Source organism: Chroococcidiopsis thermalis PCC 7203, assembly GCF_000317125.1.
GTDB classification, from domain to species: domain Bacteria; phylum Cyanobacteriota; class Cyanobacteriia; order Cyanobacteriales; family Chroococcidiopsidaceae; genus Chroococcidiopsis; species Chroococcidiopsis thermalis.
Map to the genome: position 1 here is coordinate 5,520,023 of NC_019695.1, position 23,988 is coordinate 5,544,010.

The following is a 23,988-nucleotide window of genomic DNA, read 5'->3' on the forward strand; positions in this document are numbered from 1 at the left end:
ACAATGCATCAGCCTAGAAAAAAATTTTGTTTACTGCGGACAAAAATTGTTGTTTTTTGTAAAGTTTAACTGAGCCAGATATGCTTTCTCTGCTGGAAACCTACAAGCGATCGCCATGCATCAAATCTAAAATTGCAGCGTATCTATATATAACATTTGATATAACATTTGGTTAGTAGGTCAGCGCATATAGCTCAAATCGAGCCTTCACAAGTTATTAGGAAATGTTTGCGTCCTATGTCGTTACTAATTCTCGTGGTTGATGATGAGCAGTCGATTCGTGTTTCTACCAGCTATGCATTGGAGCAAATCGGTTACTCAGTAGTCACGGCAGAACATGGAAAAGAAGCGCTGAGAATTATTGAGGAATATCAACCTCATTTAGTTATCACCGATATTATGATGCCGCAGATGAATGGATACGAACTGATTCGATGGGTGCGTCAGCGTCCGGCATTTCGGTTATTGCCTGTCGTATTTTTAACCGGACGCACGGAAACAGAAGAACGCATTCGCGGCTATCAAATGGGAGGCGATGCATACTTACCTAAACCGTTTGAATTAGATGAGTTACATGCTGTCGTTCGCAATCTGCTGGAGCGATCGCAGCTGATATCTCAACTGATGCAATGGGAATTGCGCCTGCGCGATCGCGCACAAAATACAGGTAGGCTACTTGTCTCTACAGATACTTTCGACTACAATCCTCTCAGTGTCTCAACACCAATTTCATCGCCAACTGAAACCTTACGCCACCAATTGCATTCCCAAATCCAAGCAGCAATTGCAGCTACTAGATCTCACATTAATTTCACAGACAGAGAACAGGCTGTACTCAAATTTCTGGCGCAGGGACTATCTAATTCTCAAATTGCTACCAATCTATTTCTCAGTCCGCGCACGATAGAGAAATACGTGAGCAATTTGTTAGGTAAAACTGGAACTAGCAATCGTGTTGAATTGCTGCGCTTTGCGATGGAGAACCATTTAATTTCTTAAGACACTCGTAAAGATTGCGCTCGCATCAAACAGTATGTTCTTTTTCTATCTATGGTGTCTTAGCAATATTTAATTGTAGTTTTTTATATTCCTCCCCATTTACTTGCTCAACAGAAATTTCTTTTAGTTAAACCGCCTTCTACTAAAGACAACAAAAATAGAATATTTATTATCTGCCATCCAAGTTTGGTGCTAAGGATAATATGTTTCCATAGAAACCTATTATATCCTAGTACTTGACTTGGCTTTTTTAATATCATAACCTCTAAAAATAGATAGCATATCTACTGTTTTAAAACGGGCATATACCTAGTGAACTCACCCATTGCTTTGGGTAACTTTGCCGTACAAATAATCTGAATCTTTTTATAGATTATTAGTAGATGACGAATAATAGCCTGAGCAAGAGAAAACAAAATTTTTTCAAACAGGTTTTCCGAAATCAAATCTGAACTAACTGTAGGATTAAATAACGAGAAACAACAACTAAAGCTGGTAGTTACTCTTACAGCGTTCTCTCAGCACTAAAGGATGTTCTCTAAACCGAATCTGTATAAAAAACGGTCGGTAAATCTGAATATCAATACAATAACTTTTAAAGTTATTGTATTGATTAAAAATACCAAGCTTAAACTATTTTTTTGACAACAAAGCTTTTAGGTATTTTAAAGATTAAAACTCAAACGAACTAAACTTTAAGTGCATAATTCTCGAACCACAAACGTACAACACATTAAGTCACTCAAACAACTTCAGGAGACTACTTACAATGATTAACGAAAATACCGAATTATTTGTCGAACTATCTGACGAGCAACAACAATTAGTCGCAGGTGGTTATTCTTGGGACGGCTATGGTGACAATTCTATCTATGATGCTTTGGGAACCAGCTTGAAAGAAAACAAATCCGTGCAACAACTCAAGGTGGGAATTGCTTCAACTCGCAACGGTAGCTATGTTGACCAAGAGTACTTGAATGCTAACCAAAGCTTTGAAACTGACGCTTTCAAATATTTCACAGCTAAATAATTGAACTTCAGTGCATAATTCTCGAACCACAAACGTACAACACATTAAGTCACTCAAACAACTTCAGGAGATTACTTACAATGATTAACGAAACCAATACTGAATTATTTGTCGAACTATCTGACGAGCAACAACAATTAGTCGCAGGTGGTTATTCTTATCCCGGCGGTGGTGATGGTCAGTCCATCTATGACATTCTCAATACCAGCTTGAAAGAAAACAAATCCGTGCAACATCTCAAGGTGGGAATTGCTTCGACTCGCGACGGTAGCTACGTTGAGCAAGATTACTTGAATGCCAACCATAAGTTTGAAACTGATGCCTTCAAGTATTTCACAGCTAAGTAGTCAGACTAACTGAATTCATAAGGTGTAATTCTCTCAACTCCAACGAGAGAATTACCTCCCAGCAAATCTCAAATTAATTCACCCAAATAACTTCAACTCAAACAACTTCAGGAGATTACTCATCATGATTAACGAAAACACCGAATTATTTGTCGAACTATCTGACGAGCAACAACAATTAGTCGCAGGTGGTTATTCTTGGGACGGCTATGGTGACAATTCTATCTATGATGCTTTGGGAACCAGCTTGAAAGAAAACAAATCCGTGCAACAACTCAAGGTGGGAATTGCTTCAACTCGCAACGGTAGCTATGTTGACCAAGAGTACTTGAATGCTAACCAAAGCTTTGAAACTGACGCTTTCAAATATTTCACAGCTAAATAATTGAACTTCAGTGCATAATTCTCGAACCACAAACGTACAACACATTAAGTCACTCAAACAACTTCAGGAGATTACTTACAATGATTAACGAAACCAATACTGAATTATTTGTCGAACTATCTGACGAGCAACAACAATTAGTTGCAGGTGGTTATTCTTGGGACGGCTATGGTGACAATTCTATTTATGATGCTTTGGGAACCAGCTTGAAAGAAAACAAATCCGTGCAACATCTCAAAGTAGGAATTGCTTCGACTCGCGACGGTAGCTACGTTGAGCAAGATTACTTGAATGCCAACCACAAGTTTGAAACTGATGCGTTCAAATATTTCACAGCTAAGTAGTTAGACTAGCTGAATTCATAAGGTGTAATTCTCTCAACTCCAACGAGAGAATTACCTCTCAGCAAATCTCAAATTAATTCACCCAAATAACTTCAACTCAAACAACTTCAGGAGATTACTCACAATGATTAACGAAACCAATACTGAATTATTTGTCGAACTATCTGACGAGCAACAACAATTAGTCGCAGGTGGTTATTCTTGGGACGGCTATGGTGACAATTCTATTTATGATGCTTTGGGAACCAGCTTGAAAGAAAACAAATCCGTGCAACATCTCAAAGTAGGAATTGCCTCGACTCGCGACGGTAGCTACGTTGAGCAAGATTACTTGAATGCCAACCACAAGTTTGAAACTGACGCTTTCAAGTATTTCACAGCTAAATAGTTCAGACTAACTGAACTCATAAGGTGTAATTCTCTCAACTCCAACGAGAGAATTACCTCCCAGCAAAATCTAAATTAAGTCATTTAAACAACTTCAGGAGATTACTCACAATGATTAACGAAAACACCGAGTTATTTGTCGAACTATCTGACGAGCAACAACAATTAGTCGCAGGTGGTTATTCTTGGGACAGCTATGGTGACAATTCCATCTATGATGCTCTGGGAACCAGCTTGAAAGAAAACAAATCCGTGCAACATCTCAAGGTAGGGATTGCTTCGACTCGCGACGGTAGCTATGTTGAGCAAGATTACTTGAATGCCAACCACAAGTTTGAAACTGATGCCTTCAAGTACTTTACTGCCAAGTAATCGCTGAGAAAGATTACGGTGATGGATAGATAAATCAGTAGTACAGACTATCCGCTAAACAACTCCAGAGCTTCCACTACCGTTTTCATTGCGCTTGGTTTGCCTAGCTCGGTGCATAAATGAGAACAACCCAAGGTATGAAGTCTCTGGAAGTTTTTTATTATGACGAAATGAATGAGATTGTAACAATTGGAGCAAATCAACCATGTCTTTTCCGAAAAATCTATTACCAGAATTGTTTTTAGAATTAACCACAGAGCAACAAGAGTCTGTAGCTGGCGGCGCTAACTATACCGAAATTAATAAGGAAACTCATGAATCTACGGAACATGAAACAAGCCGCCAAACAGAATCAGACAATGGTAAGAAAGATCCATTTCATCATCCCTTCCTGCTTAAACCAATGTCAAGATTTTATATCTTCTAGAAAAGATTTATAACAAAAGCGAGAACTAGAAGTTTTCTTAATAGCGATCGCAGTTACCTAACTTTTGCGCTCAACGTCTCAGACAAATGATGTAGTTTAAAGGTTCACAGTCATGGTTAGCGAAGTCAATCCAGAATCTCTACGAATAGTTGAAAGCGAAGAGTTTCTACCCTCAATTAGTCCTACAGTCACAATTGGCGGCGGAGTTCTGGTAGTTGCCTTCAGTGCAGCGGTATCCTTGGCTGCTACGCTCAACTACAACGTGACAGTTAAAGCACCTGCATCAATTCGCGGCGAAGTCCAAATTGTCCAATCGGCATCCGATGGCGTTGTCAGAAATATTACCGTCAAAGAAAACCAATTGGTGAAAAAAGGTGACGCGATCGCTTACGTTGACAATTCACAAATTTTAACTAGAAGAAACCAATTACTTGACAGCATTCAACAAAGCCGTTCTCAACTGAGACAAATTTCATCTCAGTTGAGTTCCATCGATAGTCAAATTGCGGCAGAATCAAATTTATCAACTCGTTCAGTTGCTTCCGCCCAAGCAGAATTGCAACTACAGCAAAGAGATTACCTTGCCAAACAACAGACAGCGATCGCAGAAGTGCAAGTCGCTCAAGCCTCATTAGATCTGGCGCGAGAGGAGATGCAACGCTACCGTCAACTAGCCAATACAGGCGCAATTCCTATATTACAAGTTAAAGAAAAAGAACAAGCTTATAAAGCGGCGCAGGCAAAAGTCAATCAAGCCAAAGCCAATCTCAACCCCAGTAATGCTACAGTCTCGATCGCCAACGAACGCATCGCCCAAGAAGAAGCACGGGGTATGGCAACCGTAGCCGCATTACAAAAAGAACGTAAAAACTTAGTTAGTAACCAAATCGAATTACAAAACCAAGTTGCCCGCGACACTAAAGAAGTTCAACAAATGGGGGTAGAACTGAGCAAGACCATGATTCTCTCCCCCACTGATGGTACGGTGTTGAAACTAGAGTTGCGCAACCCAGGACAGGTAGTTAGCACCGGACAAGCGATCGCCCAAATTTCCCGCACCAACTCGCGTTTAGACATCAAAACCTACGTCCCAGGCGCAGAGATTAGCAAGATCAAGCCAGGTCAGCAAGTTCAGATGCGCGTTTCCGCCTGTCCTTACCCCGACTACGGCACGCTTAAGGGTGTAGTCAAAACCGTGGCTCCCGATGTCGTACCTACTGCTAGCGGTGCAGCCAGCGAGTCCCCGACTCCAGCAGGCGCATATGAGGTGACAATTCAGCCGAATACGTGGTTTGTCGGTACTGGCGATCGCCTGTGTCGATTGCAACCTGGTATGGAAGGGACAGTAGACATTATTTCCAAATCAGAGACACCATTACAATTCGTTTTACGTAAAGCAAGAATTCTTTCGGGTATCTAAAAGTAGTGGTCAATTGTCATTTGTCATTTGTCCTTGGTAAGTCAAAAGTCAAAAGTCAAAACTAACTGGTCACTGGTCACTGTTAACTGAATTGCCTGCATCTATCATGGTTAGTCTGCTGAAGAAAAAATATCAAGCGATTTTACAAGCGAGTGAGGAAGATTGCGGGGCGGCTTGTTTGGCAACGATTTGCAAGCATTACGGTAAAGTTTTGAGCATCAACCGCAGTCGGGAAGCAGTCGGAACCGGACAACTGGGAACGACGATGTTAGGGTTGAAACGCGGTGCTGAAGCTTTAGGATTAAATGCGCGATCGGTCAAAGCATCGAGTGAGGTTTTAGACAAAATTCATGAAGTCCCTCTCCCAGCCATCATTCACTGGCAAGGCTACCACTGGATTGTCTTGTTTGGACGGCAAGGTAATAAATTTGTTGTCGCCGATCCCGCAGTTGGTATTCGTTACCTCACCCGGCGAGAGTTGTTGGAAGCTTGGAGTGGAATCATGCTGTTGCTGGTTCCCGATCCAGACCGCTTCCATAATATGGGAGAAGAAGAATCTTCTGGCGGTTTTTCACGCTTTTTCCGCAGAATTTGGCCTTATCGCCTGCTATTGCTAGAAGCACTTGGGATCAATATTGTTTTAGGTTTACTTTCTTTAGCCAGCCCAATTTTAATTCAAATTCTTACAGATGATGTTCTAGTGCGGGGAGATATGCAGTTACTCACGGTGGTGGTAGCTGCTGTGATCGTGACCAACATTTTTAGCAGCACGATGGGACTGTTGCAATCAACCATGATCTCTCATTTCGGTCAGCGGTTACAGTTAGGACTGGTGTTAGAATTCGGTCGCAAACTCTTGCACTTGCCCTTAAGTTATTTTGAATCTCGTCGTAGTGGAGAAATTACCAGCCGTCTGCGAGATATTAGTGAAATTAACCAGTTGGTTTCGCAAATTGTCGCTCACCTACCCAGTCAAATTTTTATAGCGATAATTTCTTTCGCATTTATGGTATTTTATAGTTGGAAGCTAACACTTACCGTCTTACTAGTAGGGATGGTAATGGCTTTTTCTACTGTACCATTTTTGCCGACACTACAGCAAAAAACACGTAATCTTTTAATATTATCAGCCGAGAATCAGGGTGTATTAGTAGAAACATTTAAAGGTGCGATGGTGATGAAAACCACAACAGCCGCACCTCAATTCTGGGATGAATTTCAGAGCCGTTTTGGACGAATGGCGAATTTAACATTTAGTACGATTAAACTCGGTATTCTTAACAGTACTTTTACGCAACTTATTAGTAGTATTGGGGGCATTGCTCTATTAGGTTATGGTAGCGTTTTAGTGATTAAAAACGAACTCAGCATCGGTCAAATGCTGGCGTTCAATAGTATGCAGGGAAACGTCATCGGCTTAATTAGTTCTTTAATTGGACTGACTGATGAATATTTTCGGACTCAAACTGCGGTCACTCGCCTGCTAGAAGTGATTGATGCTACGCCAGAATCTGTAGGAGACACTTATAAACCATTTGCCAAAATTTTACCCGATGCTGACATTGAATGTTCGCATATTTGTTTTCATCATGCGGGACGGATAGATTTATTAGAAGATTTTTCAGTCACACTTCCTGGGGGAAAAATTGTTGCTTTGATCGGACAGTCGGGTTGTGGTAAAAGTACTTTATCAAAACTGATTTCGGGGTTGTACGAGCCGCAGTCGGGAAATATTCGGATTGGCTTATATAACTTGCAGGATTTATCGCTCGATTGTTTGCGTCAGCAAGTTGTTTTAATTCCTCAAGAACCCCACTTTTGGAGTCGCTCGATTTTAGATAATTTCCGTTTAGGTAATCCCCATCTTGAGTTTGAACAAATAGTGAAAGCTTGTCAAATTGCTAATGCAGATGGCTTTATTAGCCAACTACCAAATAAATATCAGACAGTGTTAGGAGAATTTGGGGCGAACTTGTCTGGAGGACAGCGGCAGAGGTTGGCGATCGCCCGCGCTATTGTAAACAACCCACCCGTGCTGATCTTGGATGAAGCGACATCTGGACTCGATCCGATCGGCGAATTTGAAGTCTTGGAACGGCTTTTTGCTGCCCGTAAAGGCAAAACCACAATTTTAATTACTCACCGTCCTGCCGTGGTCGATCGCGCAGAGTGGGTGGTGTTAATGAATCAAGGTAAATTGGTCGTCCAAGGACCCCTATCAGAGTTGCGTCATGCACCAGGGGAACATTTGAAATTTTTCTTACCTTAATGAAGAAATGGGGAGGATGCTATGTCTCAGATGACAGAAATTAAAGATACAGCGCTATTTGTTGAATTATCCGATCGGGAACAAGAATCAGTAGCAGGGGGAGCGAGTTTACAAGATCTGTTTGGTCCTATATTTTTCCAACAAACTGATATTGATACTTCCGCCGAAGCAACTACAAACTTCAACGACGGTACGTCTTCGACTCGCCGAACTGGTTATAAAATGTCTCAAACTACGTTTGTGATGCCTCTACTATCTCTATTCGGTGGCGGCGGTGGCGGACGGCGATCGCGTCGTTCTCGCATGAATATGTTTAGTTTATTGATGTCTCTGTTTAGCTAGTTAGCTAGGGAGCAGGGAGTAGGGAGCAGGGAGCAGGGTAAGTGGCTGGTGGCTCGCGGCTGGCGACTAGAATTGTTGTTTCCTTGTCCCCCTTGTCCCCCTTGTCTCCCTTGTCCCCCTTCGCCCCCTAATCCCCACTCCCTTCGGTCGCGGGGAAGAGCGAGTTCCCCCTTGTCTCCCTTGTCTCCCTTGTCCCCCTTGTCCCCCTTGTCCCCCTTGTCCTTCCCTTACCTCTCGCGCCTTGCATTGGCAAATTTCCCACTAGCCCCTTACTATATAGAGTGCTTAGTCCAGGGATTTTGCTAAATAGCGTATGTCCAATGCTTGTGTAATCGGACTCGGAAAATCTGGTGTTGCTGCTGCCCGACTGTTGAAACGAGAGGGTTGGCAAGTGATACTGAGCGATCGCTCTGATTCTGCATCTTTGCGCCAACAACAGCAACAACTCGCAGCAGAGGGGATTCCAGTTCGTTTGGGTCATACTCCAAGTTTAGACAGCACGGATTCACCCCAGTTAATTGTTGTCAGTCCCGGCGTACCTTGGGATGCAGACATCTTAAATCGTGCCAGAGCATTAGGGATCGAGACGATTGGTGAAATGGAACTGGCTTGGCGCTATCTCAACGCTGTTCCCTGGGTAGGAATCACTGGTACTAACGGCAAAACCACAACGACAGCTTTAGTTGCTGCAATCTTTCAAACCGCCGGACTCAACGCCCCCGCCTGTGGGAATATCGGTCATGCCGTCTGCGATGTAGCTTTGGAGTTCCAAAATAATAGTAGGGGCGCACAGCCGTACGCCCCTACCAAATATCCCGATTGGATAATTGCCGAAATCAGCAGCTATCAAATTGAATCTGCTCCCTCGGTTGCGCCGCGTATCGGTGTTTGGACGACATTTACACCCGATCACCTCAGCCGCCACAAAACTTTAGAGCGGTATTACGACATTAAAGCGCACCTAGTGCATCAATCCCAATTGCAAGTGATTAATGGCGATGATGCTTTCCTGAGCCAGGAGAAGCTAAATGATTGGCAGGATGCTTACTGGACAAGTGTAAAAGGTAAAGCTTTCCTCAATTGCAGTCCTGATTTAGGGACTTATATTGAAGATGATTGGGTTATCTTTGGGCAGGAGCAGATCGTGCAGGTGTCGGCGTTACGGATGGTAGGCGCGCACAACTTGCAAAATCTGCTGATGGCGGTAGCGGTGGCGCGATTAGCAGGCATTGACAAAGAGGCGATCGCCACTGCAATAGCTACATTTCCAGGCGTTCCCCACCGCTTAGAACACATTTGCACTTGGCAAGGAATTGATTTTATCAACGATAGCAAGGCAACTAACTACGATGCGGCTCAAGTTGGGTTATCTTCTGTCACTAGCCCTGCAATTCTGATTGCTGGCGGCGAAGCAAAAATTGGTGATGACTTAGCATGGTTGCAAACAATTCAAGCTCAAGCCGCCGCCGTCTTACTCATTGGCGATGCTGCGCCAGCTTTTGCCTCACGTCTATCTCAAGTGGGTTACAACAATTACGAGATTGTGGAAACGATGGCGCGTGCCGTGTCTAGAGCCGCAGAATTAGCCCCACAATATCAGGCACGGGTTGTCTTGCTTTCTCCTGCCTGTGCCAGTTTCGATCGCTACCAAAATTTCGAGCAACGCGGCGACGATTTTCGGCAGTTATGTATGCAGTTAGTGCAATAGAATTCGACCGAGCTAACTCAACTCCGAATACCAGCAGATTACGTTTCTATCTTATACTACGGTTCATTGATAGAAATTTAGTATTTTTGGACTTGCGCTCATACTTTAGATGTGACATACTGCTGAAGTTAGAGTAAATTACGCTATCCCGACCGAGTTTAAGATAATTGTATTGCGTAAGAGCATTGCTCTGATACTTGTTGCTACCCAAATAAACTGCTATGACCGTCTCCTTGCTGGTATCAAATCAGTCTACCGAGCTGAAATCTTCTCGGTTTGCGCGTCGTTCGCTTCTACCTTTAAGGCATGATGCTCTGTGGCAGATTAAGTCTGGTATGGTTCGCACCTTGACAGTATTAGCTGATGGGAACTACAGCACTTTGGGAATTTGGGGTGTAGGGGATGTAGTCGGCAGAGTATTTTGTAGCGCTCAGACCTATCAAATGGAATGTTTAACGCCAGTTGAAGTAAATCTGATTCCGAGGTCGAGATGGCACGAACTCAATGAGGCAATGATTTCGCATATTCAGCGATCGGGTGAGTTAATGGAAATCTTGCACTGTCGCAATGCTGAAGCCGCAGTTTTACAACTGTTTGCTTGGCTAGCTAATCGCTTCGGTCAACATGTATTGCAAGGTAAATTAATCGATCTGCGTTTGACTCATCAAGAAATTGCCGAATTAGTAGGATTAACTCGCGTCACGGTAACGCGAATACTGAGCGATTTAGAAAAACAAGGCTCGATTCAACGGCAAGAACGTCAATTTATTGTTATGAGCGATCGCTTACCTTTCTGGCACTACGAAATTTGAAATAGTCTAGTCATTTGTCATTCGTCATTTGCGAGCGATCGATTGTTGCCCACTGAGAACTGACAACTGACTGCTGCTTGATTAACTCCGCTACGGCTGTAATGAGAGCAGTAGATTCTACTGGTTTAGTAATGTGCTGTTGAAATCCTGCTGCTAGCGATCGCGAACGGTCTTCTGGCTTCGCGTGAGCAGTCAGGGCGATCGCGGGGATTTGTCTATCTCCTTGTTGCTCGGTGGCTCGAATCCGTTGAATTAATTGATAGCCATCGGTTTCTGGCATGGCAATATCGCTAATTATGACATCGGGGCAATCGCGTTTTAAATAAGCGACTGCATCTGCTGCTGAAGAAACTGTCGTGACGGTTGCACCTGCTTGTTCGAGCGCAAATTTAATGAAGTCGCGGCTATCGTTGTTATCCTCGACAACTAACACGTTTACCCCATCCAGTAATGAATTTAACTTTGATGCATCATTTGCAGTCAAGTTAATGAGATTGGGAGTCGCTGTAGTGGGGGAAGTCGCGGTAGAAGGACTATTTGCTAGTGGTAGTCGTACTGTAAACGTTGTTCCCTTGCCTTCTCCCTCGCTGTGAGCTTCAATCGTGCCACCATGTAAAATCACCAGTTGTCGTACGATCGCCAGTCCTAACCCCAGTCCGCCAAAAGCGCGAGTAATAGAACTGTCTGCTTGACGAAAGCGATCGAAAATTTGCGGCAGAAATTCGGGACGAATGCCAATTCCTGTATCGATAATTTGGATTTGAGCGTAATTGGAATTCGGAATTCGGAATTCGGAATTCGGAATTAAATTCGTCCTCTGCTCCTCTGCTCCTAGTCTCCCTTCTCCTCTGCTCCTAGTCTCCCCCAGCTCTCTTCTCTCCCTCAGCTCCCTCAGCTCCCTCAGCTCTCTTTCCTCTGCTCCCCGCTCCCTACTCCCTTGAATTAGCCGTATCTCGATCTGCCCTTTTTCGGGAGTGAATTTAACTGCATTGGAGAGTAAATTCCAAATAATTTGTCGTAGGCGGGTTGGATCGGCGGCGATTGTTTGTGCTGCCGGATCGAGGTGCGTGCGTAGTTGTAGCGATTTCTCTTCCAACTGGGGACGAATTGATTCTAATAGCAATTCAATCGTGGCGATCGCATTTACAGGTTGAATGGATAGCTGCACTTTCCCACGGATCAATCTAGACATATCGAGAATGTCATCGATCAGCTGCGCTTGAGATTTGGCATTCCGTTCGATGATCTTAAGTGCTTGACACAATTTGGCTTCATCAAACTTCCGCATCTGCATCAGTTGCGCCCAACCCAAAATTGAGTTCAAGGGCGATCGCAATTCGTGAGAAACAACCGCCAAAAATTCATCTTTCATTAAGTTAGCTGCTTCTGCTTGCTGCCGGGCGGCTTGAGCTTGAAATATTTCTAAATTCTTGGCAACCAATTGAGCTGCTTGACGTTGCACCTCTAAATTCTTTTTAAATAACTCGACAAATACTGCAACTTTAGATGTTAATATAATTGGATCGATAGGTTTAAGTAAATAATCTACTGCACCTAGAGCATATCCTTTTGACTTCAGGTCATCGCTATCGCTAATTGCCGTGAGAAAAATAATTGGTGTATGGCGCGATCGCTCTCTTTGTCGAATCAGACTTGCTGTTTCAAATCCATCCATTTCTGGCATCTGTACGTCTAGTAGGATGACAGCAAAGTCTTGCTCTAATAAACATTTCAGGGCTTGTTTACCAGAATAAGCTTTGACTAAATTCTGCCCTAAACTGTTAAGCGTTGCCTCCAGTGCTACAAGATTTTCGGGATAATCGTCTACTAATAAGACGTTAATTTTAGGTTCGGACTTCATGGCATGAGCGACAGCTAAGAGAGTGGCGAACAATAGATTTTTGCTTCAAATTGTATAGTTTAATGCATATATTCTCTCTATCTAACGATAGACTAAGAGGTTAAGAATACATCTATCGTTAGGTCAAATTTTTATCTCTCTACGATTAGATTTAAGGCTGCGAGCTTAACGCTGTAGCCACACTCTTAGTAGCGAGAATAGTTGCTCTGTATCGATGGGTTTGGAAATGTAATCGGAAGCTCCAACTTCAAGGCACTTTTCGCGATCGCCTTGCATTGCTTTAGCTGTCAGCGCCACAATTGGCAGTGCTGCTAACCGATCGATCTGCCGTATAGCTCGGATCGTGTCGTACCCATCCATTTCTGGCATCATAATGTCCATTAATACAATGTCAATATCTGGATTGTTTTGAATCTGAAGAATACCTTCTCGACCGTTTTCTGCATATATCACTTGCATCTGCTGACGTTCTAGGATGCTGGTGAGTGCAAAAATGTTTCGCATATCATCATCGACAACCAAGACTTTCTTACCTGCTAGGACGGAATCGTTTTGCTGTAACTGCTCTAACATCAATCGCTTAGGTGCAGGCAGATCGGCTTGCGTTTGATGTAAAAATAACGTAGTTTCCTCCAGCAAGCGTTCAGGCGATCGCGCCTCTTTGAGAATCGAGCTACCTGACAGGCGTTGTAGTTCGATTTCTTCTTCAGCAGTGAGCTGCCTGGGAGTATAAACGATGATGGGTAGATTTCTAAATAATGGTTCTTGCTTGAGTCGATCGATCAATTCAAATCCGTTGGTGTCCGGCAAGGCTAGATTTAAAACTAAACAGTCAAAATGACCAGTTTGGAGAGCTTCGAGTGCGGCTGCACCTGTTTCTACTACCTGAATCGCAATATCGCTTTCCTCAATCAAGTCGAGCATAGTGCGACGCTGCAATTCGTCGCGCTCGACGATTAAAAGGTTTTTCACCGAGCGATTGGCAAACTCTTGAATTTGAGACAGCGTATCTAATAATGCAGTGTTACTAATTGGCTTTTGCAAGTAGGCGATCGCACCTTGTTTTAATCCCCGTTGCGTTGTTTCTTCAACCGAAATGATATGTACGGGAATGTGACGGGTATCGGGATTGTGTTTGAGGCGATCGAGTACCGTCCAGCCATCGACGATTGGCAAGCGAATATCGAGCGTGATCGCCGTGGGTTGAAATTGCTGTGCTAGTGCTAAACCAACATTACCCCGCGTGGCAACTAACACCTTAAAGCCTTGTTGACGGGCTGCATCCATTAATATTTTGACGAATTTGAGATCGTCTTCGATAATTAGCAGCGTGCGATCGCCTGGTTGAATAACCTCGCGATCGTCCTCAACCGCTCTTTCATCTAATAAATTCGAGATTTGGGATTCGACAAGGGACACGACTTCAGGCGGGGAAGCTGGGAGCGTCGGTAGAGGGGGAGTTGGAGCTAACGATGGGGTTGCATGTTGCTCTACCGTCCGACTTACCATTTGCGGTAAGTATAGCGTGAATGTACTACCCCGACCGAGTTCGCTCCTTAGTTGAATTTCACCACCCAACAAGCGCGTGATTTCGCGGCTAATTGACAAACCCAATCCCGTACCACCATAACGGCGAGAGGTCGTGCCATCTGCCTGCTGAAATGCTTCAAAAATAATTTGCTGTTTGTCGGGTGCAATGCCGATGCCTGTATCGGTGACTGAGAAAGCAATAACACCTACTTCTCCTGGTGGTGCTTCTCTAGCAGCACGGTTGAGAACTTCTTGTTCCGCACTCCAACCTGCAAGTGCTGGAGTGACATTTAAGCGTACGGAGCCAGCGTCAGTGAATTTGAAGGCATTGGAGAGCAAATTTTTTAAGACTTGCTGCAAGCGTTTGGCATCGGTATAAAGCGTACGGGGTAATTGCTCGTCAAACTGAATTTCAAATTTGAGTTGGCGATCGCCTGCAACTTGACGAAATGTCCGCTCTATGTTTTCCCGCAAATGAGTAAATCTAACTGGTTCGATATCCACAGACATTTTGCCCGACTCGATTTTGGCAAGGTCGAGAATATCGTTAATTAATGCCAATAAATCGTTGCCAGATGAGTGAATTGTGCGAGCGTATTCTACTTGTTTGTCGGTGAGATTTCGGTCTTGATTATCAGCTAATAATCTCGCCAAAATCAGCAAACTGTTGAGAGGAGTACGCAGTTCGTGCGACATATTCGCCAGGAACTCAGACTTATATTTAGAACTCAAGGCAAGTTGTGTGGCTTTTTCTTCTAGCGATCGCCTTGCTTGTTCGATCTCTTGATTTTTGCGTTCGACTTCGCGATTTTGTAATGCTAATAGCTCAGCTTTTTCTTGTAATTCGGCATTGGTTTGTTGCAATTGCTCTTGTTGTTTTTTGAGCAATTCTTCTGAAGCTGTCAGCGATTTCGCTTGTTGTTCCAATCGCTGGTTAGTACCTGTCAGTTCTTTTTGTTGAGATTGTAATTCTTCTGCTAAAGATTGAGATTGTTTCAATAGCTCTTCAGTCCGCATACTAGCGGCGATCGTGTTGAGGACGATCGCAATACTTTCAGTTAATTGATCGAAGAACGTGAGGTGAATTTCATTGAAATAATTGAAGGAAGCTAACTCGATAACAGCGGTAACTTGCCCTTCAAATAATACGGGCAAAACTACCGCATTCATGGGTGCTGCTTCTCCTAAACCGGAACTAATTTTAATATAGTTCGACGGTACTTCAGTAATTAAAATGCGTTCTTTTTCCAACGCACATTGTCCTACCAATCCCTCACCCAAATAGAAGCGGTTAGCTAAGTGTTTGCGTTCCCGATAGGCATAGCTGCTAATTAATTTTAGGTAAGGCAGGTGGTTCTCGCCGCTTTCCATTAAGTAAAAAACACCGTGTTGGGCTGAAACCAGAGGCGCTAACTCTGACAAAATCAGCTTGGATACAGTTTCTAAATCGCGTTGTCCTTGCAACATCCGCGTGAATTTGGCAAGGTTGGTCTTCAGCCAGTCTTGCTCGGTATTTTTCTGTGTTGTTTCGCGCAAATTGGCGATCATTTGGTTGATATTATCTTTAAGGGCAGCAACTTCTCCTAAAGCTTCAACGGCGATCGATCGCGTTAAATCGCCTTTGGTTACAGCCGTTGCCACTTCGGCGATCGCTCTTACCTGCGTGGTTAAATTGGCTGCTAGCTCGTTCACGTTGTCGGTTAAATCGCGCCAAGTCCCTGAAGCACCTGGGACTTTTGCTTGTCCGCCGAGTTTTCCTTCGATTCCGACTTCTCGCGCCACTGTCGTTACCTGTGCGGCAAATGTTGCCAGGGTATCGATCATTTCGTTAATTGTCTCGGCAAGCGTTTCAATTTCGCCCTTGGCATCTAGCATCAGCTTGCGCTTGAGATCGCCATTGGCTACCGAGGTAACAACCCTTGCAATACCTCGCACCTGTGCCGTGAGGTTGCTTGCCATTGAATTCACGTTATCGGTTAAATCTTTCCAAGTTCCCGCTACCCCCGTGACTTGTGCCTGTCCGCCTAATTTCCCTTCCGTGCCGACTTCCCGCGCTACCCGCGTCACTTCTGAGGCAAAAGAACTAAGTTGATCCACCATTGTATTGATGGTGTTTTTCAAATCTAAAATTTCGCCCTTTACATCTACCGTAATTTTTTTAGATAAATTTCCATTGGCGATCGCTGTGGCAACTTCTGCTATATTTCGTACCTGTGCTGTGAGGTTGCCTGCCATTAAATTGACATTATCGGTGAGATCTTTCCAAGTACCACCGACACCCCGCACGTATGCTTGTACTCCTAATTTTCCTTCCGTACCGACTTCCCGCGCTACCCGCGTTACTTCTGAGGCAAACGAGTTGAGCTGATCCACCATTGTATTGATGGTGTTTTTCAACTCTAGAATTTCACCCTTTACATCTACCGTAATTTTTTTGGATAAGTCGCCATTCGCTACGGCTGTAGTGACTTCCGCAATGTTGCGTACCTGTGCTGTCAGGTTGCCTGCCATTGAGTTAACGCTATCGGTTAAATCTTTCCAAGTGCCTGCCACACCGCGCACGTCTGCTTGCACGCCCAATTTTCCCTCGGTTCCCACATCCCGCGCCACCCGCGTCACTTCTGAGGCAAACGAGTTCAGTTGACCGACCATCTTATTTACAATTTGCGCTGTTTGCAAAAACTCACCCTGTAAAGGGTTTCCAGCAATGTCTGTAGCGATCGCTTGTGACAAATCGCCATTAGCCACTGCCCGAATCACGCGAGTTGTTTCTGCCATCGGCTGCACCAAGTCAGTAATCAAGGTATTGACTGAATTGACACATGCTTGCCAAGATCCTTTTGCCCCGTTATTCGATACTCGCTCGTAAATTTTGCCCTCTTTGCCAACCACCGTGCTAATTCGCGCTAGCTCGGTTGTCATCTGCTCGTTTGTCTCAATAATGTCGTTGAGGGTATCCGCAATCTTGCCAGCAATGCCTGTTTGTTCGCTAGAGATCCGAACGGAAAAATTACCCTTCTTAACTTCTAGTAATGTTTGCAGAAGTTGCTTGAGGTCGAGAGCATCGCTATCAGGGTTAGCTGTGGCAGTCGTCATAGTGACTCAATACTGAAATGGAGACGTGTGAGGAATCTGTTGTAGCGTGAGAGAAAAAATTTCCTTCAAGCAACACCTAAGTATTGACTGGGTGTTGACAGATTTTCGTCTTCCATCGTAAGGATAAAACTAATACAACCGCGATCCGCCTTAAGGTAGAAAGTGAGGCGCGATAAGCAAAAGCGCTATATTGAATTACGAATTACAAATTACGAATTACGAATTGATAACTGTCAAGGATGTATTTGGCTCAAAATGTAGCGCAAGCGATCGTAGTCGTCTTTGAGGAGGGTGCTGAGGGTGCGTCCGGCTTGGACTAACCATTGTCTATCAGCTTTCCGCAACTGATATACCTCTCGAATCGCGGCAGCGGTTAAAGCTTCTACAGGCGCACCTTGAACTTGTAATAGAGTGCGTAGAAAATCCAGGCGATCGCTAAATAAAATGACATCTTCTGGCTGACAGCAATAGACCGCTTGGTGAATTTGCGGCGGACGAGGCGGAAGGTATTGATAAACTTGGCGTTGAGCGCGTTTTGAGGCTTTAGCTGGCTCAAAACCGATAATGGCAGCGCGAAATTCAGTTTTGAGCATGGCGAAAATTTGCGGCTGCTGTTCGCGCAACTCCATGAGAGATAATCCTAAAGCCCTTGCCCGATGGATTGAGTCGATCGGCATGGTAGTAGCGTAATAAACTACCCCATAAACTTGATTTCCCGATTCATCATCCGCAGACTTTACCCAACTACCAAAAGGTGGCATCACTGGAAAGCTCAAATCTTCTGGTTCCAAGCATTGAGCTAAAAATTCCGTTGTCGAAGTTTCGATCACTTCGGCTATGTAGCTGGGGTGGCGATCGCCTGTTGTAAATTGTGGTAGGGGAAGGCGCATATTTCAAGGCAGAAGGGTAAAGGTTGAAACGTTAATTAAACTTTATCCTTCATACTCTATCCTGCGGTAATTGGTAATTAGTAATTGGTAATTGGTAGTTGGTAGGTATTCTCCCCCTCAGCTTCCTCAACTTCCTCAGCTCTCTTCTCCCCCCTGCTCCCTGCTCCCTGCTAACTTTTAGCTAGGCAACATCGCTGCCGAGCAAACGCTCAAATTCACTCTTGATAATCATGTAACACTCGCAGGAAGAAGCTTCTAGCCCTTCACGGTCGAGAATAGTCATTTTACCCCGAACGTAGCGGATCAGCCCTGCTTTCTGAAGAACGCTGGCTGACAAACTGACAGTAGGGCGGCGCACGCCCAGCATTTGCGAGAGAAACTCTTGGGTGAGCGGAAACTCATCTGAACCCACTCGGTCTTGAGTCATGAGTAACCAGCGGCAAAATCGCTCCTCGACTGAGTGTATGCGATTGCAGGCAGCTATTTGGGAAATCAGGTTAAACAGCGCCTGCGTGTAGCGTTGCAGCAGATCGTGAAGCGTGCTACCTGGGATAACTTTATCTTTAAATACATCTACTCTCATCCTCCAAGCTTCGCCAGGAATTTGTGCCAAAGCCTGACCAGGAATCTTATTAGATCCCAGGAATACGGGAAGACCTACCATTCCCTCATTGCCAACCGTTCCCACTTCAACTGCTGTACCGTCTTCCATCAGCGTCAGCAAAGAGACTACACCACTCTTAGGGAAGTAGACATACTGAATAGATTCGTTAGGTGCGTAGAGAACTTGCTTAAAAGTCAGGGGGACTAACTCCATGTTAGCTACGAGGCGTTCGTATTCCTCTCTAGGCAAGCTCGCTAAGAGCTGATTTTCAACAGCATGATGGGGGTTATTGGATACCAAAATCAAAAACCTCTTTGAGCTAGTCTTATCTAAATCGATAACTGACAGCATCAATCGAGGACTTCTCACCCAAGATTTATTTAATTATAAATATTGTAAATAACGTATGTATCTTAGCTAACATATAGAATAGGAAGTGTGTTAGTTAGCTGACATAAACGTTTAACTCCCTTGTTTGCAGTAGGCAACGATCGCCCTGGCAAGCCAGGGCGATCGTAGAAGCATCATAGAAAAAGCGTGAATAGCAAACACGAACATAAAATCTTTTCCCACTTTCCCAATGTTGCGTTTAACGTTGTGGCGATCGCCGCTTCTAAAGGTGGGTTAAATGCAATTAGTCAAATTTTATCCACCTTACCGTCAGATTTTCCCGCAGCAATTGCGATCGTACAGCACTTGTCTCCTAACTGCCCCAGCTACCTGGCTAAGATTCTCAAATACCGCACTAGACTGCGGGTGAAAAACGCAGAGACAGGAGAATTGCTGCGCCCAGGAACGGTTTATGTTGCCGTGCCTGATAAGCATTTGGTCGTTAATCCTAGCGGTAAGTTGTCGCTATCGGATGCAGCGAGAGTTAACTTTGTTCGTCCCTCAGCTAACGTGCTGTTTCGATCGGTTGCTACAAGTTATCAGAGACGGGCAATCGCTGTAATTCTGAGTGGTAAAGATACTGATGGCTTACTGGGAGTGCTAGCAATTAAGAAACACGGTGGCATAGCGATCGCCCAAAATGAAGCGACTTGCGAGTGTTTCGAGATGCCCAAGGCTGCCATTAATACTGGGAAAGTAGATTTCGTGCTTCCCCCAAATGCGATCGCCTCTACCCTATACAACCTGGTAATGTCACCAAAAGCAGCATAATGGTCGATCGTTATTAGTTGTTGACCGATAGTCGATCGCAACTAACAACCAACAACTAACAACTTACTTGCCTTTTTTCCGAGTCACTTCGACTGCTTCTAGTTCGGATTGATTGAAAGTAATCAGTTTATCCCAGTTACCACCTTCAAACAACACAGCAACTTTACCATCAGTAATTCTCTGCACTAGCCCTTGATAACCGTAGTAAGTATCGTTAGGATTCTTAACGCGCACAGTTGCTCCTGGTAGAATCATAGCTTTTCCTCTTTGTTAACACTGATAATTTAAATTTTCGCTTATAAGTGTAGTGATGTCAGTTATCAGTTATCAGTTATCAGCGAACAGGGTGTGGGGTGTGAGATGTATGGAATTGGTAGTTGGTAGTTGGTAGTTGCTCCCAAGTCCCCCAAGTCTTCCCGATTTCCCCTGTACACCTACTTCCTTGTCCCCCTTGTCCCCCTTGTCCCCCTTGTCTCCCTTGTCCCCCTTCGCCCCCTAATCCCCACTCCCTTCGGTCGTGGGATCCCCGAGTTCCCCCTTGTCCCCCTTGTCCTTTCTTACCCTAGCCCCTAACTCCTCGCTCCTCGCCCCTTTCTCTTTGGGCGATGGTTGGCGACGGATTGCACGATACCGATCGCGATCCAATTAGTCAGCAGTGCCGAGCGCCCGTAACTCATCCAAGGTAAGGGAATTCCCGTGACTGGTGCAAGCCCAATCGTCATGCTGATATTGACGATGACTTGGAACACTATCATCGAAAATACGCCGATGACAAGGAGGGAACCAAAATCATCTTTGGCACTTTGGGCAATCAATACCAATCGCAAGCAAATCAACCAAAAGATAAATAATAAAACAAGGCAACCAATAAAGCCCCATTCTTCGCCTACTGCCGAAAAGATAAAGTCCGTGTGCTGTTCGGGAATGAAATTGAGTTGGGTTTGCGTGCCTTGGTAAAGTCCTTGTCCCCATAATTGCCCGGAACCAATGGCAATTCGCGATTGTATTAAATGATAACCGCCGCCAAGAGGATCTTTCTCTGGGTCGAGAAATAAAATGATGCGGTCTTTTTGATAGTCTTTGAGCAATCCCCAGAGAATGTGTCCTAATTCTCCTGCCAGAAAGTTAATTCCAATCGCTCCAACTGCCGACAACCACCGCCAAGGCATAGTCGCCAGGGCGATCGCTCCCATTGCTACCGCCCAGATGCACCAAGCTGGTAAAGAGACGTTAAATAGGATAACTGCCACGATCGGAGAAATTAACAGGATCAACCAGCCAGGATTGACATTACCCCAGTAGAGCATTCCGAGAGTTATTGCCCCAAAAACTAAAGATGTTCCCAAATCTGGCTGTGCGAATACTAAAACCCAAGGCACGGCGCTAACTAACAAAGCGCGCAGCACGCCAGGAATTTTTCCCGCACTACGGGATTGTAATAATGCTGCTAGGGTGATAATCATCCCAACTTTGGCAAATTCTGAGGGTTGGAGATTAAACCCAGCAACACTAATCCAGCGTTGAGCGCCTTTGGCACTGATTCCAGCTAGCATGACCGCAATCAGAGATACATTCGTGACGGCATAAGTCAACCAGTGCCAGCGCAAGAGAAAATCGTAGCGGCAAAGCGATAGAAAGAAAGCCAATGCCAATCCTATACCACCAAACAGCCAATGCTGCCACCAATCGGTAATTCCTTGATTTAACTCTGCACTGCGAATGGAAATACCACCAAATATTGTGATGCCTACAGTCAGCGCCAACAGCCACCAGTCCACCTGCTGCCAAGGGGCAAGCAGTAATTTCCAAGGAACAGAAAATATGAATCTTTTTAACAGCATGGACGAGGATTGGAGATAGGGACAAATTACGACTAATTCATGGTTCCCTTTTCATAGTCTAAATTTAGCTTTTTTTCCTCACTCCTCACTCCTCGTCCCTCACTCCTAAGTTAATGCTGCTACCGAGACTTTACCCGCGATCGCCATTGCTACTGCCATTAAAGCTTTAGCAGAGGCAGACTCAGGTTCAGCAACAACAATGGGAATACCGCGATCGCCTCCTTGACGCAGGGAAATTTCTAACGGAATGCAGCCTAACAAGGGTACGCCTAGTTCTTTAGCTGTTTTTTCCCCGCCACCAGAACCAAAAATATCGTAGTGTTTATCTGGCGCGTCGGGGGGAATAAAGTAGCTCATATTTTCCACGATTCCTAATACTGGAACTTGCATCTGTTGGAACATCCGCAAGCCTTTGCGAGAATCTAACAATGCTACATTTTGGGGTGTCGTGACAATCACTGCACCCGCCATCGGTACGGCTTGCGTTAATGTGAGTTGAGCATCTCCGGTTCCCGGTGGCATGTCTACGATGAGATAATCTAATTCTCCCCACTGGACTTGATAGAGAAATTGGCGAATAATCCCATTGAGCATAGGTCCCCGCCAAATTACAGGCTGATCTTTGTCAATGAGAAAACCCATCGAGACTAACTTCACACCATGATTGAAAACCGGATCGAGAACGTCCCCTTTCTCGCCTTGGCGGACTGCAACCTGTGCTTGTTCTAGTCCCAGCATAGTAGGCGCGTTAGGACCGTAAATGTCTGCATCCAACAATCCTACTTTTGCTCCCGATTGTGCTAAAGCAACGGCAACATTGACTGCGACGGTGCTTTTACCCACGCCGCCTTTACCGCTAGAAATTGCCAAAATATTTTTTACTCCAGCAATTCCCGTGCGATCGGGTAAACCTTTCTGTTGCGGCGTTTCTGCTGTTACGTCTACCGCAACTTCGGTGACTCCTGGTAGCTGCTTGACAGCTTTCTGGCAGTCTTCAACAATAAATTCTCGTAACGGGCAAGCTGGAGTTGTCAAAACCAAAGTGAAGCTGACTTTGCCATTGTCAATTTTGACATTGCGGATCATGTTCAGTTCTACTAGGCTTTTGCGGAGTTCTGGATCTTGCACGGGGCGCAAAACTTCTAATACGGAGCTGGTACTAAGGGTATCGAGCATGACATTCTTCACTCTCTAAGGCTGCTTTGCTATCTATTTGCATCTTAGCGGTCAGCGTAGAGTGAAAGTCGATCCATCCCAAAGGCTTTGTCAATGGTGTGAATGGTGAAATGGTTATGAGTCAGTCGGACTTATCGCCGATTACAACCAGCCGCGCAACCAATAAATGACAATTCCGATGTATTCTTTGAGAGTTTGAGTGAATAAAAATAAACTGCTGGCATCTGGTAACAAACTCAGTAATTTAGCTTCGGGCGAACTCGCTAGCTCTTGAAACTCTTGAGTAGACACTTGAAAATCAGTGGGAGCGGGAATAGCAGCTATTCCTAAACGTTTGAATATTGACAGCGATCGCGGCATATGCATTGCTGAAGTGACCAATAAAATCTGGCGAATACCTCGCTGTGTCAGAATTTGACGCACGTTAACTGCATTTTCGTAAGTATTGCGAGAGTTGGGTTCCTGAACTATTGCCGATTCTGGCACGCCCATGTTCTTCAGTAACGCTGACATATCAGTTGCTTCAGCAGAATCATTTCCATACCACTCAATTCGTCCTCCACTGAGAATTATTACAGGTGCTTTACTCTGCTGATAGAGATAAGCAGCATAGAGGAGGCGATCGCCGCCTTCAGTCACTTCTACAGTCGGGCGTGGTGGTGTTGACGTTCTGGTGACACCACCCAAAACCACGATCGCATCGGCAGTTGGTACAGTATTGAGTGGCAAATGCTGCCACTCTAGCGATTGCGCGAAAGAACGAGCAGCCCAGCTATTACCCCCTACCAATAAAATTATCAGAGCAAGAGCAATTGCGATCGCCGCCCCGCGCGTTTTTTTACCCCACAACAACAGCACTAACCCCACCACCAAAAGCACGCAGGCTATTCCCAACGGGTAGAGAAATAGTGGTAGCAATTTCGACAGGAAGAGGAACATTTGGGTGGTAATTGGTAATTGGTAATCGGTAGTTGGTCATTCTTAACT

22 protein-coding genes and 1 pseudogene are annotated in these 23,988 nt (G+C 44.7%); 14 read left to right on the forward strand and 9 right to left on the reverse strand.

Going from position 1 to position 23,988, the window contains the following annotated elements:
- The first annotated feature begins 237 nt into the window (after positions 1 to 237).
- The 13 genes from CHRO_RS24015 to CHRO_RS24075 all read left to right on the forward strand — a co-directional run bounded on the left by CHRO_RS24015 (position 238) and on the right by CHRO_RS24075 (position 10,842).
- On the forward strand, positions 238 to 999 hold the full coding sequence (locus tag CHRO_RS24015) for a response regulator transcription factor (RefSeq protein ID WP_015156828.1): 762 nt from the start codon (positions 238 to 240) through the stop codon (positions 997 to 999).
- 769 nt (positions 1,000 to 1,768) lie between these two features.
- On the forward strand, positions 1,769 to 2,029 hold the full coding sequence (locus CHRO_RS24020; RefSeq protein WP_015156829.1) for a CTB family bacteriocin: 261 nt from the start codon (positions 1,769 to 1,771) through the stop codon (positions 2,027 to 2,029).
- A gap of 80 nt (positions 2,030 to 2,109) precedes the next feature.
- Positions 2,110 to 2,376 (forward strand): CTB family bacteriocin, encoded by a 267-nt coding sequence (locus CHRO_RS24025; protein ID WP_015156830.1) that lies wholly within the window; start codon positions 2,110 to 2,112, stop codon positions 2,374 to 2,376.
- Between the two features lie 124 nt (positions 2,377 to 2,500).
- Positions 2,501 to 2,761: a CTB family bacteriocin gene (locus CHRO_RS24030; protein WP_015156829.1), complete on the forward strand. Its 261-nt coding sequence runs from the start codon at positions 2,501 to 2,503 to the stop codon at positions 2,759 to 2,761.
- Positions 2,762 to 2,841: 80 nt separating this feature from the next.
- On the forward strand, positions 2,842 to 3,105 hold the full coding sequence (locus CHRO_RS24035) for a CTB family bacteriocin (protein WP_015156831.1): 264 nt from the start codon (positions 2,842 to 2,844) through the stop codon (positions 3,103 to 3,105).
- 124 nt (positions 3,106 to 3,229) lie between these two features.
- Positions 3,230 to 3,493, forward strand: coding sequence for a CTB family bacteriocin (locus tag CHRO_RS24040; RefSeq protein WP_015156831.1), 264 nt, complete (start codon positions 3,230 to 3,232; stop codon positions 3,491 to 3,493).
- 110 nt (positions 3,494 to 3,603) lie between these two features.
- A complete protein-coding gene (locus CHRO_RS24045; protein ID WP_015156832.1) occupies positions 3,604 to 3,864 on the forward strand; it encodes a CTB family bacteriocin in 261 nt (86 codons plus the stop codon).
- A 205-nt stretch (positions 3,865 to 4,069) separates the two neighbouring features.
- Positions 4,070 to 4,291: a hypothetical protein gene (locus CHRO_RS24050; RefSeq protein WP_015156833.1), complete on the forward strand. Its 222-nt coding sequence runs from the start codon at positions 4,070 to 4,072 to the stop codon at positions 4,289 to 4,291.
- A 112-nt stretch (positions 4,292 to 4,403) separates the two neighbouring features.
- On the forward strand, positions 4,404 to 5,711 hold the full coding sequence (locus tag CHRO_RS24055; protein ID WP_015156834.1) for an HlyD family secretion protein: 1,308 nt from the start codon (positions 4,404 to 4,406) through the stop codon (positions 5,709 to 5,711).
- A gap of 106 nt (positions 5,712 to 5,817) precedes the next feature.
- Positions 5,818 to 7,980: a peptidase domain-containing ABC transporter gene (locus tag CHRO_RS24060; protein WP_015156835.1), complete on the forward strand. Its 2,163-nt coding sequence runs from the start codon at positions 5,818 to 5,820 to the stop codon at positions 7,978 to 7,980.
- A 21-nt stretch (positions 7,981 to 8,001) separates the two neighbouring features.
- The gene (locus CHRO_RS30030) at positions 8,002 to 8,322 is read left to right on the forward strand and encodes a hypothetical protein (protein WP_015156836.1); all 321 of its coding nucleotides are present in this window, start codon (positions 8,002 to 8,004) and stop codon (positions 8,320 to 8,322) included.
- A 313-nt stretch (positions 8,323 to 8,635) separates the two neighbouring features.
- On the forward strand, positions 8,636 to 10,030 hold the full coding sequence (gene murD / locus CHRO_RS24070; protein ID WP_015156837.1) for a UDP-N-acetylmuramoyl-L-alanine--D-glutamate ligase: 1,395 nt from the start codon (positions 8,636 to 8,638) through the stop codon (positions 10,028 to 10,030).
- 221 nt (positions 10,031 to 10,251) lie between these two features.
- On the forward strand, positions 10,252 to 10,842 hold the full coding sequence (locus CHRO_RS24075; protein WP_015156838.1) for a Crp/Fnr family transcriptional regulator: 591 nt from the start codon (positions 10,252 to 10,254) through the stop codon (positions 10,840 to 10,842).
- Between the two features lie 10 nt (positions 10,843 to 10,852).
- On the opposite strand, the gene CHRO_RS24080 is transcribed toward CHRO_RS24075, so the two are convergent.
- From CHRO_RS24080 to CHRO_RS24095, 4 genes and pseudogenes are all read right to left on the reverse strand, one after another.
- Positions 10,853 to 12,703: a response regulator gene (locus CHRO_RS24080; protein ID WP_015156839.1), complete on the reverse strand. Its 1,851-nt coding sequence runs from the start codon at positions 12,701 to 12,703 to the stop codon at positions 10,853 to 10,855.
- A 165-nt stretch (positions 12,704 to 12,868) separates the two neighbouring features.
- Positions 12,869 to 17,287: pseudogene (locus tag CHRO_RS24085) on the reverse strand (response regulator); the annotation flags it as partial.
- Between the two features lie 275 nt (positions 17,288 to 17,562).
- Positions 17,563 to 18,219, reverse strand: a complete 657-nt coding sequence (locus CHRO_RS24090) for an HAS-barrel domain-containing protein (protein ID WP_015156841.1) — start codon at positions 18,217 to 18,219, stop codon at positions 17,563 to 17,565.
- A 181-nt stretch (positions 18,220 to 18,400) separates the two neighbouring features.
- On the reverse strand, positions 18,401 to 19,126 hold the full coding sequence (locus CHRO_RS24095) for a Crp/Fnr family transcriptional regulator (RefSeq protein ID WP_041463480.1): 726 nt from the start codon (positions 19,124 to 19,126) through the stop codon (positions 18,401 to 18,403).
- Positions 19,127 to 19,360: 234 nt separating this feature from the next.
- On the opposite strand from CHRO_RS24095, the gene CHRO_RS24100 reads away from it, so the two are divergent.
- Positions 19,361 to 19,984 carry a chemotaxis protein CheB gene (locus tag CHRO_RS24100; RefSeq protein WP_015156843.1) on the forward strand — a complete coding sequence of 208 codons (624 nt, stop codon included), beginning with the start codon at positions 19,361 to 19,363 and terminating at the stop codon, positions 19,982 to 19,984.
- 63 nt (positions 19,985 to 20,047) lie between these two features.
- On the opposite strand, the gene CHRO_RS24105 is transcribed toward CHRO_RS24100, so the two are convergent.
- The 5 genes from CHRO_RS24105 to CHRO_RS33545 form a co-directional block, all read right to left on the reverse strand.
- Positions 20,048 to 20,239, reverse strand: a complete 192-nt coding sequence (locus tag CHRO_RS24105) for an NAD(P)H dehydrogenase subunit NdhS (RefSeq protein ID WP_015156844.1) — start codon at positions 20,237 to 20,239, stop codon at positions 20,048 to 20,050.
- A gap of 314 nt (positions 20,240 to 20,553) precedes the next feature.
- Positions 20,554 to 21,825 (reverse strand): rod shape-determining protein RodA, encoded by a 1,272-nt coding sequence (rodA, locus tag CHRO_RS24110; protein ID WP_015156845.1) that lies wholly within the window; start codon positions 21,823 to 21,825, stop codon positions 20,554 to 20,556.
- Between the two features lie 105 nt (positions 21,826 to 21,930).
- Positions 21,931 to 23,001 carry an Mrp/NBP35 family ATP-binding protein gene (locus CHRO_RS24115; RefSeq protein WP_015156846.1) on the reverse strand — a complete coding sequence of 357 codons (1,071 nt, stop codon included), beginning with the start codon at positions 22,999 to 23,001 and terminating at the stop codon, positions 21,931 to 21,933.
- A gap of 141 nt (positions 23,002 to 23,142) precedes the next feature.
- The gene (locus tag CHRO_RS24120) at positions 23,143 to 23,859 is read right to left on the reverse strand and encodes a YdcF family protein (RefSeq protein ID WP_219336007.1); all 717 of its coding nucleotides are present in this window, start codon (positions 23,857 to 23,859) and stop codon (positions 23,143 to 23,145) included.
- Positions 23,840 to 23,980: a hypothetical protein gene (locus tag CHRO_RS33545; RefSeq protein ID WP_219336008.1), complete on the reverse strand. Its 141-nt coding sequence runs from the start codon at positions 23,978 to 23,980 to the stop codon at positions 23,840 to 23,842. Before CHRO_RS33545 ends, CHRO_RS24120 begins: the two co-directional genes overlap by 20 nt.
- Positions 23,981 to 23,988 lie beyond the last annotated feature (8 nt).

Excerpts from the sequence above, each read along its gene's own strand:
- murD (WP_015156837.1), top strand. The coding sequence starts at position 8,636 with ATGTCCAATGCTTGTGTAATCGGACTCGGAAAATCTGGTGTTGCTGCT.
- CHRO_RS24045 (WP_015156832.1), top strand. The coding sequence starts at position 3,604 with ATGATTAACGAAAACACCGAGTTATTTGTCGAACTATCTGACGAGCAA.
- CHRO_RS24080 (WP_015156839.1), bottom strand. The coding sequence starts at position 12,703 with ATGAAGTCCGAACCTAAAATTAACGTCTTATTAGTAGACGATTATCCC.
- CHRO_RS24040 (WP_015156831.1), top strand. The coding sequence starts at position 3,230 with ATGATTAACGAAACCAATACTGAATTATTTGTCGAACTATCTGACGAG.
- CHRO_RS33545 (WP_219336008.1), bottom strand. The coding sequence starts at position 23,980 with ATGACCAACTACCGATTACCAATTACCAATTACCACCCAAATGTTCCT.
- CHRO_RS24015 (WP_015156828.1), top strand. The coding sequence starts at position 238 with ATGTCGTTACTAATTCTCGTGGTTGATGATGAGCAGTCGATTCGTGTT.
- CHRO_RS24030 (WP_015156829.1), top strand. The coding sequence starts at position 2,501 with ATGATTAACGAAAACACCGAATTATTTGTCGAACTATCTGACGAGCAA.
- rodA (WP_015156845.1), bottom strand. The coding sequence starts at position 21,825 with ATGCTGTTAAAAAGATTCATATTTTCTGTTCCTTGGAAATTACTGCTT.
- CHRO_RS24075 (WP_015156838.1), top strand. The coding sequence starts at position 10,252 with ATGACCGTCTCCTTGCTGGTATCAAATCAGTCTACCGAGCTGAAATCT.
- CHRO_RS24020 (WP_015156829.1), top strand. The coding sequence starts at position 1,769 with ATGATTAACGAAAATACCGAATTATTTGTCGAACTATCTGACGAGCAA.
- CHRO_RS24035 (WP_015156831.1), top strand. The coding sequence starts at position 2,842 with ATGATTAACGAAACCAATACTGAATTATTTGTCGAACTATCTGACGAG.
- CHRO_RS30030 (WP_015156836.1), top strand. The coding sequence starts at position 8,002 with ATGTCTCAGATGACAGAAATTAAAGATACAGCGCTATTTGTTGAATTA.
- CHRO_RS24060 (WP_015156835.1), top strand. The coding sequence starts at position 5,818 with ATGGTTAGTCTGCTGAAGAAAAAATATCAAGCGATTTTACAAGCGAGT.
- CHRO_RS24090 (WP_015156841.1), bottom strand. The coding sequence starts at position 18,219 with ATGCGCCTTCCCCTACCACAATTTACAACAGGCGATCGCCACCCCAGC.
- CHRO_RS24025 (WP_015156830.1), top strand. The coding sequence starts at position 2,110 with ATGATTAACGAAACCAATACTGAATTATTTGTCGAACTATCTGACGAG.
- CHRO_RS24050 (WP_015156833.1), top strand. The coding sequence starts at position 4,070 with ATGTCTTTTCCGAAAAATCTATTACCAGAATTGTTTTTAGAATTAACC.
- CHRO_RS24115 (WP_015156846.1), bottom strand. The coding sequence starts at position 23,001 with ATGCTCGATACCCTTAGTACCAGCTCCGTATTAGAAGTTTTGCGCCCC.
- CHRO_RS24055 (WP_015156834.1), top strand. The coding sequence starts at position 4,404 with ATGGTTAGCGAAGTCAATCCAGAATCTCTACGAATAGTTGAAAGCGAA.
- CHRO_RS24105 (WP_015156844.1), bottom strand. The coding sequence starts at position 20,239 with ATGATTCTACCAGGAGCAACTGTGCGCGTTAAGAATCCTAACGATACT.